The organism is Massilia sp. IC2-278 (assembly GCF_020708045.1).
GTDB lineage: Bacteria > Pseudomonadota > Gammaproteobacteria > Burkholderiales > Burkholderiaceae_D > Telluria.
Genome location: NZ_JAJFES010000006.1, coordinates 62,248 through 75,711 on the forward strand (window position 1 = coordinate 62,248; position 13,464 = coordinate 75,711).

General features: G+C 64.3%; 6 protein-coding genes. 2 read left to right on the forward strand and 4 right to left on the reverse strand.

Translation table 11 applies throughout. From position 1 onward, the window contains the following. Positions 1–9: 9 nt before the first annotated feature. Positions 10–2,934 carry a TonB-dependent receptor gene (locus tag LK540_RS13600; protein WP_229437833.1) on the reverse strand — a complete coding sequence of 975 codons (2,925 nt, stop codon included), beginning with the start codon at positions 2,932–2,934 and terminating at the stop codon, positions 10–12. Positions 2,935–3,409: 475 nt separating this feature from the next. Here LK540_RS13600 and LK540_RS13605 point away from each other — a divergent pair, with 475 nt between their 5' ends. Continuing rightward, entirely contained in the window at positions 3,410–6,106 is a 2,697-nt protein-coding gene (locus LK540_RS13605; RefSeq protein ID WP_229437834.1) for a TonB-dependent receptor, read from the forward strand. A gap of 120 nt (positions 6,107–6,226) precedes the next feature. On the opposite strand, the gene gap is transcribed toward LK540_RS13605, so the two are convergent. After that, a complete protein-coding gene (gap, locus tag LK540_RS13610) occupies positions 6,227–7,237 on the reverse strand; it encodes a type I glyceraldehyde-3-phosphate dehydrogenase (RefSeq protein ID WP_229437835.1) in 1,011 nt (336 codons plus the stop codon). 101 nt (positions 7,238–7,338) lie between these two features. Then, positions 7,339–9,336 carry a transketolase gene (tkt, locus tag LK540_RS13615; protein WP_229437836.1) on the reverse strand — a complete coding sequence of 666 codons (1,998 nt, stop codon included), beginning with the start codon at positions 9,334–9,336 and terminating at the stop codon, positions 7,339–7,341. A 128-nt stretch (positions 9,337–9,464) separates the two neighbouring features. On the opposite strand from tkt, the gene LK540_RS13620 reads away from it, so the two are divergent. Beyond that, entirely contained in the window at positions 9,465–10,202 is a 738-nt protein-coding gene (locus LK540_RS13620; RefSeq protein WP_229437837.1) for a 16S rRNA (uracil(1498)-N(3))-methyltransferase, read from the forward strand. A 95-nt stretch (positions 10,203–10,297) separates the two neighbouring features. On the opposite strand, the gene LK540_RS13625 is transcribed toward LK540_RS13620, so the two are convergent. Then, complete coding sequence (locus LK540_RS13625) at positions 10,298–13,168, reverse strand: TonB-dependent receptor (RefSeq protein ID WP_229437838.1); 2,871 nt, start codon at positions 13,166–13,168, stop codon at positions 10,298–10,300. Positions 13,169–13,464: the final 296 nt, after the last annotated feature.

The following is a 13,464-nucleotide window of genomic DNA, read 5'->3' on the forward strand; positions in this document are numbered from 1 at the left end:
TCCTTCCGGTCAGAACACATAACGTGCGCTGACGTTGAAGAAGCGGCCATACGGATTGTGCAGGTCCGAGTTGTAGCCGATGGCGGCGTAGGTCGGATCGTACGGCGCCTTCTTGTCGAACAGGTTCTGCACGTTGGCGTTCAGGGTCCAGTTGCGCAAACCGGTATAGGTGTAACCCAGGCCCACGGTGACCCATTCCTTGACGGCGCAATCCGGGTAGTAATCCTCGTACAGCGGGATCGAGGTATCGCGGTCCGGCGCGGCATCGGTCGGCTTGCGGGTGCCGAAGGCGCAGAACGGCTCGTCGTACTTGGTTTCGCCGTCGTAGACGCGCTTGAGCGAAATCGGGCCGACATAGTTCACCGACATGTTCACCGAATGCTCGGCCAGGCGCCAGGTGGTCGAGACGCTGGTTTTCCAGCGCGGCGTGGCGTTGCCGGTCGACAGCAGCCAGTCGCGGTAGTTCGGGTACGAGCCGACGACGTTGTTCACCGGATCGCCTTCGAACTGCTGGATCTTGTACGAGTCCGTATAGGTCGAGCGCAGCGTGGTCGACAGCGAACCCCATTCACCGAGCCGGTTGCGCAGGCGCGCTTCGATGTCGGCACCGCGCAGTTCGGTCATGCCGCGGTTGGTCCACGGCGTGAAGACCATCAGCAGCGGGCCGGAGTTCGGGATCGGGTTGCCGTCCGGGCCGATGATGAAGTTGGCCGGGTTCGTATCGCGCAAGACATTCTGCGGCACGCGGTCCTCGTTCTTCAGGGCGTCGCTGGAGGTGCCCAGCACGATCTCGTTGGTGCGCTTGATGCGGTAGAAGTCCACCGTCAGGTCGAGGTAGTTGGTCGGCGAAATGATCAGGCCGAAGTTGTAGCTCTTCGACTCTTCCGGCTTCAGGTCGGGATTGAAGCCGCCGGTGCCGGCGATGTTGCGCGAGCAGTCCTGGGTGGTGCCGCCAGGGCGCGGTGTCGACGTGTCTTCCTCGCAGCGCTTCGGGTCCCAGACGCCGTTCAGGAAGTACTGGGCGCCGCCCGGCACCACCTGGCTCAGCGACGGTGCACGGAAGCCTTCGGCATAGGTGGCGCGCAGCGCGAACTTGTCGTTGATGGTCCACTTGCCGCCGACTTTCGGCACGAAGTTGGTCTTCAGGGTCGGGTACTTGTCCCAGCGGCCGGCGAAGTCGAACTCGAGGCCTTTCAGCACCGGCGTCCGCAGCTCGACAAAGGCCGACTTGACGTTGCGGTGGCTGTCGAGGATGGTGTTGGCCAGGCCGTAGATCTGGCCGGTCGCCACCAGCTCGTCCGGGTTCAGGTTGATGCTCTCGCGGCGTACCTCGGCGCCCAGCGCCAGGCCGACCGCGCCGCCCGGCAGCTGGCCGAACTCGGTGCTGGCCTTGAAGTCCAGCTGCTTGATCTCGGAACGGTTTTCCGTGACGACATCATGGCCGAGGCTGGGGTCGGCCGCCACATCGGCCAGCGAACGGTTCTGCGTCATCAGCGTACGCAGGGTCGGCAGGAACAGGCGGCCGTAGGTCGTGTCTTCGTTCTCGGCACGGTTCCACAGGAAGGCGGTTTCCCAGTCCCAGTTGAAGTGGCTGCCGCGCAGGCCGGCCAGGGCCCGGGTTCCTTCGTTGAGCGCGCGCGAGCCGCCGCGCAGGTTCTCGAAGCGGTAGGACACCGACGCGCGGGCATCCGGGAAAATGTTGTCCGGGTGGCCGATCGGCAGGATCGTCTGGTAAGGCGTGCCGACGCCGTTGGCGGTAAAGGTGCCGACCTGGGTGGTGCCGATCGTGATCGGCGCGCCGGTGAAGTCGCGCTCGGAGCGCGAGTAGGCCAGGTCGGTAAAGGCCGTGATGCTCGGGCTCAGCTTGAACTCGCCGTGCGCCAGCAGGTTGGCATCCTTGCCGGCGCCCTGCGCCTCGAGGAAGCGGTCGGCGTCGTAGTTGCAGAAGGTGCGGCCGATCAGGGTGCTGGTCGCCAGCAGGCCGTCCTTGGTGCCGCCGGTGATCTGCTCGCCGGCCGGGCAGCCGAGATTGAACTGCATGTTGGTCGGCGCCGTGGCGCGGGTGACACCGAAGTTGCGGCTGTTCGGCGCGGTTTCGCGGTAATAGGTCGCGTAGCGCGAAATCGAGCTCGAATAGTCGGAGCGGAAGCGCCCGCTCAGGATCTGGCCTTGTTCGTACTCGATGTCCCTGGCGTCGCGGCGAGCAACGCGGTCGCGCTTGCTGACGTCGGCGGTGACGATGAAGGAATAGCCGTCGCTTTCCAGGTCGCCCTTGCCGAAGACGGCATTGAAGCCATGCTTGGCGAAGTCGCCGTCGTCGTTGGCGCTGGTGCGGGCGGCGATCTCGGCGCCGTTGTAGCTCGACTTCAGGATGAAGTTGATGACGCCGCCGATGGCGTCCGAGCCGTAGATGGCCGAGGCGCCGTCCTGCAGGATCTCGATGCGTTCGATGGCGGCCAGCGGAATGCTGTTCAGGTCATACAGGACCGAATTGCCGGTGTTCGGGTCGGCATACGGCGCCGGCGCCATGCGGCGGCCATTGAGCAGCACCAGGGTCGACGACGAACCCAGGCCGCGCAGCGAAGCCGTTGCCACGCCGCGGGCGAAGCCGGTGCCGCTGGTAAAGTCCTGGTTGGTGTCCGAACCCATCGAGGGCACCAGTTTCATCAGGTCGGCCACGCTGGAGACACCGGTGTTGCGGATATCCTGGGCGGTGATGACGCTGACCGGCGCCGGGCCTTCCTTGTCGGCGCGCTTGATGTTCGAGCCGGTAACGACCACGCGCTGCATCTGGCCCTGGACCTGGCCCTGGCCCTGGTTTTGTTCCGCGGCAGTGCTGACGGCGCCCGCGGTCTGGGCGAATGACAATGGTGCTGCGCCGAATGCCAGCGCGACCGCGACAACACTTTGCTTCAGTACGATCTTTTTATTCACGGTTCCGTCCCTCGAGGTTGTTTGATTTTTGTCAAAAACAATATGCGTACCTCATGCATATAAGTTCAGTCTCTCAGAGGGTTGTGTTAAAGAAAACGTTTTTCGTTAAGAACTGTAAAAAATAGTAAGCGGTGTTGTTTTTTCCTTACTACAAGCACAGTAATCTGCTAAGGATATGCAAACTGCAAAATAAAAAACGCCCGGACGGGCGTTTTGTTTTGCTGCATTGCGCAAATTATCCATATTGCATGACACTGAAAAGTTAATTTATATGCAATTAATAAGAGAATTCTGTTGTTTTTAGGATATAAATTCACCAATTTTGTCTATACAGATCAATACAAAATTGACGTATTTACATTCTCCGTGTTTTATTGCTGATAGCCGAGGTCGCTCTGCGACGCGAGGTACCACGATTACCGACACGGGAGTTTTGTTCATGTTAAAAGAAAAAGTATTAACGCAATCCGTACGCTTGATCTGTTCCGCCGGCGCCCTGGGCGCCACCCTGCTGTCCCTTCCCGCCCATGCCCAAACTGCGCAGGACACCGCCGAGCAGCCGATGCAGCGCGTGGTCGTCACCGGCTCGGCCATCAAGCGCATCGACGCCGAAACCGTGGTGCCGGTCACCGTGGTGCGGATGGAAGACCTCAGGAAGCAGGGCATCAACACCGTCGAGCAGGTGATGTCGAACCTGGCCCCGGTCCAGGCCTCGCAGGGCACCAGCCAGGTCGTCGGCCTGAGCACCGGCGGCGCCTCGTTCGCCGACATGCGCGGCATCGGCGCCAACAAGACCCTGGTCCTGCTGAACGGCCGTCGCCTGGCGAACAACGCCTTCGACAGCTCGGCGCCCGACCTGAACATGATCCCGTTCGCCGCGCTCGAGCGCGTCGAAGTGCTGCGTGACGGCGCCTCCTCGCTGTACGGCTCCGACGCCGTCGGCGGCGTCATCAACTTCATCACCCGCAAGGACTTCACCGGCGGCACCGTGACCGCGGGCTACGACAAGCCGGAACACGACGGCGGCATCGCCAAGAACGCCAACGTCGGCTTCGGCTACGGCGACCTCGACACCGACGGCTTCAACGTCTTCGCGATCGGCGACTTCCAGAAGCAGAACAACATCAACGGCCTGCAGCGCCCGTTCAACACGCGCTACCCGGGCGGCCTGTCGCCGACCACCAGCCCGGCCAACTACTTCCAGGACGGCGACAGCTTCAACCCGGCCGCGCCGGACTGCACCTCGGCGCCGAACCTGATCCCGGGCGATACCGGCACCGACTGCTACATGACGACCTCGAGCTTCGTCGACTACATTCCGAAGAGCGAGCGCGCCAGCGGCCTGTTCAAGGGCACCCTGAAGCTGCCGCAGAACCACGAGCTGGGCCTGGAATACCTGGTCAGCCGCAGCAAGGTGGCCAGCCTGATCGCGCCGGTGCCCTACGGCGGCCTGTACATGAACCGCCTGCGCCCGAATGGCTCGCTGAATCCTTTCTTCCCGGGGAACCCGGGCGCCGTGCCGGCCGGCTTCGCGATCGACCCGACCTTCGTCGACCCGCTGTTCGCCACCACCGGCCTGCCCGCCGGCGTCCAGCCCGGCTACCTGAACGTCAAATGGCGCGACCTTCCGAACGGCTCGCGCGGCGACCAGAACACCAACCGCCAGCACCGCTTCGTCGCTTCGCTGTCCGGCGCCGTGGCCGGCTGGGACTACACGGCGGCCCTGAGCTACAACCAGAACAAGGTCACCGAAAACCTGGTGGGCTACAGCGACGGCGGCATCATCTCGCAGGGCGTGCTGAACGGCATCATCAATCCCTTCGGCGAGCAGACCGCGGAAGGCATGACCCTGATCGAAAGCGCGGCCCTGAACGGCACCATCCAGACCGCGAAAGGCACCACCAAGACCCTGGACTTCAGCGCCAGCCGCGAGTTCGGCGACTGGGTCGGCGCCGGCAAGAACGCGGCGCTGGCGGTCGGCGGCCAGGCCAGCCGCGAGAAGTTCCTGAACCGCGCGAATACCGAGTATGCCGAGAAAGTCGTGGCCAGTACCGGCATCGACCCGAACCTGCTGAACCAGGGTTCGCGCTCGGTGTACGCCCTGTTCGCGGAGCTGAACGTGCCGATCCTGAGCACCCTGGACGTCACCGCCGCCGTGCGCTACGACAAGTACAGCGACTTCGGCAACACCACGAATCCGAAGTTCGGCTTCCGCTTCCAGCCTTCGCAGACGGTGCTGGTGCGCGGCTCCTACTCGACCGGCTTCCGTGCGCCGTCGCTGTACGAGATCAACGCCGCCCAGACCTACACCAACACCTCGCAGCATGACGACCCGATCAACTGCCCGGGCGGCGTCGTCATTCCTGGCAAGACGCGCGCCACCAGCTGCGCCCAGCAGTTCCAGGCCCTGTTCGGCGGCAACCAGAACCTCGATCCGGAAGAATCGAAGAACCTGACCCTGGGCGTGGTGTTCGAGCCGATCAACAACCTGACCCTGGGCCTGGACTTCTACCGCATCGAACTGGAAAAACAGATCGGCTCGCTGAACGAGAACGAAGTCTTCGACGACCCGGCCAAGTACGCGGCCCTGTACCACCGTAACGGCGCCGGCAACCTGTCGACCGACGGCTCGCAGTGCCCGAACCCGGCCACCTGCGGCTACATCGACCTGCGTACCCAGAACCTTGGCGGCCTGAAGACCGACGGCATCGACCTGAGCGCGGCCTACCGCATGCGCACCGCCGGCTACGGCAACTTCAACTTCGCGATGAACACCACCTGGGTCCACAAGTACGACTACCAGAACTCGGAAGGCGGCGAATGGATCAAGAACGTCGGCGTGTTCTCGGGCGTGGGTCCGGTGTTCCGCTGGCAGAACTCGGCCCAGCTGAACTGGAACCTGGGCGAATTCGGCGCCGGCCTGTCGGCCCGCTACAAGACGGGTTACGTGGATGAAGACCCGGAAAACCGCGTGCCGTCGTACACGACCCTGGACACCTATGTGTCCTGGACCCAGAAGCAGGGCTTCGGCCTGACCCTGGGCGTGCGCAACCTGGCCGACCGCGAACCGCCGCTGAGCTTCCAGCAGCAGACCTTCCAGGCCGGCTACGATCCGCGGTATACCGACGCCGTGGGCCGTACCTTCTACGTGCGCGGCACGTACACGTTCTAAACTGCGCGTTCTAACTGCGCGTTCTAAAAAGAAGGGCAACAAAAAACCCGTGCGGCTCGCGCCGCACGGGTTTTTTTATTGTCCGAACGCCCAGGCCGCGCGGCCCGGGCGTTCACCATATTACTTGGCGTTCATCAGCGCGACGGTGGTGTCGAGCATGCGGTTCGAGAAGCCCCACTCGTTGTCGTACCACGACGACACCTTCACCAGGCGGCCCGAGACCTTGGTCAGGGTCGAATCGAAGTTCGACGAGGCCGGGTTGTGGTTGAAGTCGACCGAGACCAGCGGTTCGGTCTGGTAGGTCAGCACGCCATTCAGTGCGCCTTCCGACGCCGCTTTCATGATCTGGTTCACTTCATCGACCGTGGTGTCGCGCTTGGCGATGAAGGTCAGGTCGACGATCGACACGTTGATGGTCGGCACGCGGATCGCGAAGCCGTCCAGCTTGCCGTTCAGTTCCGGCAGCACCAGGCCGACCGCGGCGGCGGCGCCGGTCTTGGTCGGGATCATCGACTGGGTGGCCGAACGGGCGCGGCGCAGGTCTTCGTGCATGACGTCGGTCAGCACCTGGTCGTTGGTGTAGGCGTGCACGGTGGTCATCAGGCCGGTTTCCAGGCCGATGGCTTCGTTCAGCGGCTTGACCAGTGGGGCCAGGCAGTTGGTGGTGCAGGACGCGTTCGAAATCACGGTGTCCGACGCTTTCAGCACGTCCTGGTTCACGCCGTAGACGATGGTCGCATCGACGTCCTTGCCGCCCGGTGCCGAGATGATGACTTTCTTGGCGCCGCCCTTCAGGTGGGCCGAAGCCTTTTCCTTGGTGGTGAAGAAGCCGGTGCACTCCAGCACCACGTCCACGCCCAGCTCGCCCCATGGGATTTCGGCAGGGTTGCGCTGTGCGAATACGCGGATCGGATCGCCGTTCACGATCATGTTGTCGCCTTCGACCGTGACGGTGCCCGGGAACTTGCCGTGGGCGGTGTCGTAGCGGGTCAGGTGGGCGTTCGACTCGGCATTGCCGAGGTCGTTGATCGCCACGATCTGGATGTCTTGTTTCTTGCCGCCTTCGTAGAAGGCACGCAGGATGTTGCGGCCGATACGGCCATAACCATTGATTGCAACTTTGATCGTCATGCTTTGCTCCTGATTAGAAAAAAACTTTTTTCATATGGCACATGCTGCACATGCTGAATCTGGAAAAAGGGCTGCCAAACGGCAGCCCCTGCTGAAACTGATTAGCCTGCGATGACCGCTTTGGCCTTCGCCACGACGTTCTCGACGGTGAAGCCGAAGTGCTTGAACAGCACCGGCGCCGGCGCCGATTCGCCGAAGGTGTCGATACCGACGACCGCGCCTTCCAGGCCGACATACTTGTACCAGAAGTCGGTCACGCCGGCTTCGATGGCGACACGCGGCACGCCACGGGTCAGCACGCTAGCCTTGTAGGCGGCGTCCTGGCGCTCGAACACGTCGGTCGACGGCATCGAGACCACGCGGGCGGCAACGCCCTCGCCTGCCAGCGCGTCAGCAGCCTTCATCGCCAGTTCGACTTCTGAACCGGTGGCGATCAGGATGACTTTGGCGTCGGCGGCGTCGCGCAGCACGTAGCCGCCCTTGGCCACGTTGGCGACGGTGGCGGCGTCGCGTTCCATGAACGACAGGTTCTGGCGCGAGAAGATCAGGGTCGACGGGCCATCCTTGCGAGCGACGGCGGCGCCCCAGGCGACCTGCGATTCGGTGGTGTCGCAAGGACGCCAGTTGTCCAGGTTCGGGATCAGGCGCAGCGACGAGACGTGCTCGATCGACTGGTGGGTCGGGCCGTCTTCGCCCAGGCCGATCGAGTCGTGGGTGAACACGAACAGCGAACGGATCTTCATCAGGGCGGCCATGCGCAGGGCATTGCGGCTGTAGTCCGAGAAGGTCAGGAAGGTCGCGCCGAACGGGATGAAGCCGCCGTGCAGGGCGACGCCGTTCTGGATCGCGGCCATGCCGAACTCACGCACGCCGTAGTTGATGTGGTTGCCCGGGATGCCCGAGCGCACGGCAACCGATTCCTTCCAGTTGGTCAGGTTCGAGCCGGTCAGGTCGGCCGAGCCGCCCAGGAATTCCGGCAGGGTCGCGGCCAGGGCCTGGATCGCGTTCTGCGAGGCCTTGCGGGTAGCGATGGTTTCCTTCTTCTCGATGCAGGCGGCGATCGCGGCGTCCAGCACCTCGTTGAAGTTGGCTGGCAGCTCACCCTTCATGCGGCGCTCGAATTCGGCGGCCAGCTGCGGGTGGGCGCCGCGGTATTCGGCGAACTTGGCGTTCCATTCGGCTTCGAAGGCGGCGCCGCGTTCCTTGGCGTCCCAGGCTTCGTAGATTTCGCCAGGAATGTCGAACGGGATCGGGTCCCACAGCAGGTGCTGGCGCACGGCCGCGATTTCCTTGTCGCCCAGCGGGGCGCCGTGGACTTTATCGCCGCCTTCCAGGTTCGGGGCGCCCTTGCCGATGATGGTCTTGCAGCAGATCAGGGTCGGACGGTCCGATTCCTTGGCTTGCGCGATCGCGTCCGAGACGGCGCTGACGCTGTGGCCGTCGATCTGGCCGATCACGTTCCAGCCGTAGGCTTCGAAGCGCTTGCGGGTGTCGTCGGTGAACCAGCCTTCGACGCGGCCGTCGATCGAGATGCCGTTGTCGTCGTACAGCCAGATCAGCTTGTTCAGGCGCAGGGTGCCGGCCAGCGAGGCCACTTCGTGCGAGATGCCTTCCATCAGGCAGCCGTCGCCCAGGAAGGCGTAGGTGTAGTGGTCCACCACGTCGTAGCCCGGACGGTTGAATTCATAGCCCAGCAGCCATTCGGCCAGCGCCATGCCGACCGAGTTGGCGATGCCCTGGCCCAGCGGGCCGGTGGTGGTTTCCACGCCCGGCGTAATGCCGACTTCCGGGTGGCCCGCGGTCTTCGAGTGCAGCTGGCGGAAGTCGCGCAGGTCGTCCATGCTCAGGTCGTAACCGGCCAAGTGCAGCATCGCGTAGTGCAGCATCGAACCGTGGCCGTTCGACAACAGGAAGCGGTCGCGGTTGAACCAGCCCGGATTGGCCGGGTTGTGGCGGTAGTGCTTGTCCCACAGCGCAACGCCGATTTCCGCCATGCCCATCGGCATGCCAGGGTGGCCGGAATTCGCTTTTTGAACAGCGTCCATCGCCAGCGCGCGGATCGCGTTGGCCATCAGGGTGGTGGTTTGCGTAGATTTCATGGAGTGCGTGAGTCTGGATTGGGAAGCGGAGGGCCTGCGGCGGGCCGTAGCCCGTTATTTTACCAGAGCCCACCTCTGCCGAATTAAAATGCAGGTTTTGCCGCTCATATAGTTTTAACAGGAACCGCATGCCCCGCTTCTATTGCCCCCAGCCGCTCGCCGCCGGCGCCACCGTCGACCTGCCCGAATCCGTCGCCCACCACCTGCACGTGGTGCGCCTGCAGCCGGGCGCGGCGCTGACCCTGTTCGACGGCCGCGGCGGCCAGTACCGGGCCACCCTGCTGGAAACCGGCAAGAAGCGGGCGAGCGCAACCGTGGACGCCTTTGACGCCATCGACGTCGAACTGCCCTACGCCGTGACCCTGGCCCAAGGCTTGCCCGAGGGCGCGAAGATGGACTGGATCGTCGAAAAGGCGGTGGAACTGGGCGTGGCCGCCGTGCAGCCGCTGGCGGCCCAGCGCAGCGTGGTGCGCCTGTCGGGCGACCGGCTCGACAAGCGCCAGGCCCACTGGCAGGGCGTGATCGAGTCGGCTTCCGAGCAGAGCGGACGCAACCGGCTGGCGCAGCTGCTGCCGCTGGCGGAGTTCCGGCGCTGGATCGACACGCCGGCCGCAGGCCAGCCGCCGCAGCCCCGCATCCTGCTCAGCCCGCGCGGCACGGAATCGCTGGCAGGCTGGGCGCAGGCGAACCCGGCGCAGGCGCTGACCCTGCTGGTCGGCCCGGAAGGCGGTTTCTCGCCCGAGGAAGAAGACGCGGCGATCGCGGCCGGCGCCCTGCCCCTGGCCATGGGCCCGCGCGTGCTGCGCACCGAGACGGCGGCATTGGCGGCGATGGCCATGCTGGCGGGGATCTGGGGCGGGATGTAGACCACGCTGTCCGTCCATAAAAAAGCCCCGGCGCAGCGAACTGCCCCGGGGCTTCGTATTTCATGCGGCGGCATCGCTGCCGCCGCCCTCCCTTATCAGAAGGTGTAGTTCAGGCCCAGGCTGTAGAAGCGGCCGATGGCGCCTGCCTGGTGCAGCGACGCGTTGTACGAGGTCTGGGCGCCGGCGTTGCCGTAGGTGGCGACGTCATACGGCGGCTGCTTGTCGAACAGGTTCAGCACGGCAGCGCGCAGGGTCAGGTTCTCGCTCAACTTGTACTGCAGGTTCAGGTTGGTCGTGGTGAACGAGGACACGTTGCAGTACTGCAGAGGCTGTGGCAGGCCGGTGAAGTACTGGCGGCCGCCCACGTCTTCCGCGGTCGAGTTGCAATCGAGTGCGCCGAGGGCCGGGTCGATGGTCGAGAAGCCGCTGGTGTAGTTCACCGTGGCCGTCACGTCCAGCGGGCCGCGGTTGTAGCCGAGGGTGAACTGGGCGCGGTCTTTCGGGTTACCGGTTGCGCCGCCGACCGACGATGGGCCCTGGGTGCCTGCCAGCTGGTAGGTTTCGCCTGCGACCGAGGTTTCATAGCCGAAGGTGTGCGCCGCGCTCAGGTTGGCCGTGATGGCGCCCATGTCGTTGGCCAGGCGCCAGCGGTAACGCACGTCCGCCTCGATGCCGTGGGTCTTGGTGCTGCCGGCATTGATGTATGGCGATTCGGCGTACAGGATCGGGCCGGCGGCCGGGGTACCGATCGTGGTGCCGGTGCCGACGCCGGTGGCGATGGCGATCGGCGCGATCGGGCCGCGCACCCATACCGGCGCATAGCTCGGGTCGTTGCCGGCCTGGGTCACGATCAGGTTGTTGATCTTGATGTTGTAGTAATCCAGGGTCATGTTCAGGCCGCGCAGCGGCTCGACGATCAGGCCCAGGGTGTAGGACTTGGATTTCTCTGGCGACAGGTCCGGATTGGTGGTCTGCACGTACGGCGGCGCGAACGAGCAGGCCGACGGCACGTTGCCGGCGGTGGTACGGCTGCCGTTCGGGCACAGGATCGGGTCGCGGATCGCGTTGAACGTGAAGAAGGAACCGGCGTTGCCGACTTCCGACGGGTTCGGCGCACGGAAGCCGCGCGCGAAGGTGCCGCGCACGCCGACCTGCTGGATCGGGGTCCACTTGAAGTTGGCCGACGGCGTGAACGAATTGCCGTAGGTGTCGAAGTGGTCGTAACGGCCCGAGACGCCGACTTCGACGTTCTGGATCGGGGTGGCGCGGATTTCGGCAAACGCCGCGGTGTTGGTTTCGTCGCCGATGGTGAAGGCCGAGGTGTTGGCCACCAGGCCGTTCGCGGTCAGCGGCGAAGGCGGCGCATTCTGCTCGCGCTCGTGCCAGTGGATACCGGCTGCGATGGCCAGCGGGCCGGCGCCGAGCTGCATCAGTTCGCGCGAACCGACCAGGTCGAAGTAGTTCAGGGTCGAGGTCAGCTTGTTGCTGAAGCGTGGCGAGACCTGGTTGACCAGGGCCGGATCGTTGTTGCCGAGCACGTTCCAGGTACCGTTGTTCAGGGCGTTGTACAGGGCGTTGCGGTTCACGTAGCCGCTGTAGTTGGCGTCCGACTTGACACGGGTCGCGCCGGCGGCGGCCGACAGGTCCCAGCCGTAGGCGCTACCGGTCAGGTCGACCGAGAAGCGGGTGCTGGTCGACTTGTTGTCGGTGGTCAGGGCCGGATCGATATCGGGGATGAAGCCGTACAGGCTCGACGCGGCGCCGAGCTGGTTGGTGACGCCGGCGCCGACCGGTGCGCCCGGCTGGAACAGGGTGCTGGCGATGGCGCCCACGCGCGGGGTCAGGATGCCGTTGGCCAGCACGGTGGTGCCGTTGAAGCTGCGCGGGTTGTAGATCGCAGGCGCGGCGGCGCGGTTGTTCAGGCTCTTGCGCTGGAACATCGAGCCCTTGAAGGCGATTTCCCAGTCCTGGCTCAGCTTCTTGGTCATGCCGATCAGGACGTTGATGTTCTCGGTAGCCGGCTGGATGAAGGAGTCGGTATCGCGCACCGAGCAGGCGCCGGCGCGGTACAGCTGGAAGTTGCAGCTCGGGTCGAGGAACTGGTAGCTGGCCGGATTGTCGACGCCGGTGTTCGGGTTGTACAGGAACGGGCTGCTGGCCGCGGTCAGGAAGGGGTCGGTGTTGACGGCGGTCGGCACGCCCAGGGTCAGGTCGTTGCCGCCGCGCGAACGCCAGTCGCGGTTGGCCCAGCCGTATTGGTCGCGGTCCGCCACGCGGATCGATTTCTGGTCGCGCCACTCGGCGGTGATGAAGGCGTTGTAGCCGTCGGCTTCGATGTCGCCGATACCGGTGCTGATCGAGCCGCGCTTGGTGGCGCCGCCGCCGTGCTGGGTGTCGCCGACTTCGGCGCTCAGGCGGGTGCCGTTCAGGTTCTTCTTGAGCTTGATGTTGATCACGCCCGCGATCGCGTCCGAGCCGTACAGCGAGGAAGCGCCGCTTTTCAGGACTTCGATGCTTTCGATGGCGTCGAAGGGAATCGAGGAGACGTCGACGAACGAGCGCTGGGCATCGTCCGACAGCGGGTACGGCGCCATGCGGTGGCCGTCGATCAGCACCAGGGTGGCGCCGACGGTCAGGCCGCGCAGCGAGATGCCCGATGCGCCGTTGGCGAATGCGCCGGCGAAGCCGGTGCCCAGGGTACCTGCGCCGTTGGCGGCCAGGTCGGTCAGCAGTTCGGCGACCGAGGTCTTGCCGCTTTTCTGGATGTCGGCCGCGGTCAGCACCTGCACCGGGGTCGGGGTCTCGGTATCGGCACGGCTGATCAGCGAGCCGGTCACCACCACGCGCTGCATGGGCTGGGCTTGCGCCGGGGCTTCCTGGGCCATGGCGGGGCTCATGCCGGCCAGGGCGCCGGTAGCGGCCAGGACCGAAATTGCGTACGGCATCGACTTCAACTTAAACGTCATGAATGCTTCTCCTTCTGGGCTTTTCTCAAGGTTGATTTCTTATTGGCACCCGTACCGGTGTACGGGCATGTCTCTTTCGAACCTGGCGCGCCTGCGCGCGCTCCCTTCCTTCACGCAAACCACGTGAATACTTTTTCTTCAGGATGCTTCGGTATTACGTTTAAACATCGTTGCGACTGAAACTGACCGCTTTTAGGCAAACTATTTTTTTATGCCCGTTGGGTTAGGACGTGCACTCTCCAAAACCGTTTATCGAGTAACGAAACGTTGTTGGCATTCGTACATAAAACCATGTG

What these genes read in the sequence shown, in the direction of transcription:
- LK540_RS13620 (WP_229437837.1), top strand. Translation starts at nt 9,465, where the DNA reads ATGCCCCGCTTCTATTGCCCCCAGCCGCTCGCCGCCGGCGCCACCGTC.
- tkt (WP_229437836.1), bottom strand. Translation starts at nt 9,336, where the DNA reads ATGAAATCTACGCAAACCACCACCCTGATGGCCAACGCGATCCGCGCG.
- gap (WP_229437835.1), bottom strand. Translation starts at nt 7,237, where the DNA reads ATGACGATCAAAGTTGCAATCAATGGTTATGGCCGTATCGGCCGCAAC.
- LK540_RS13625 (WP_229437838.1), bottom strand. Translation starts at nt 13,168, where the DNA reads ATGACGTTTAAGTTGAAGTCGATGCCGTACGCAATTTCGGTCCTGGCC.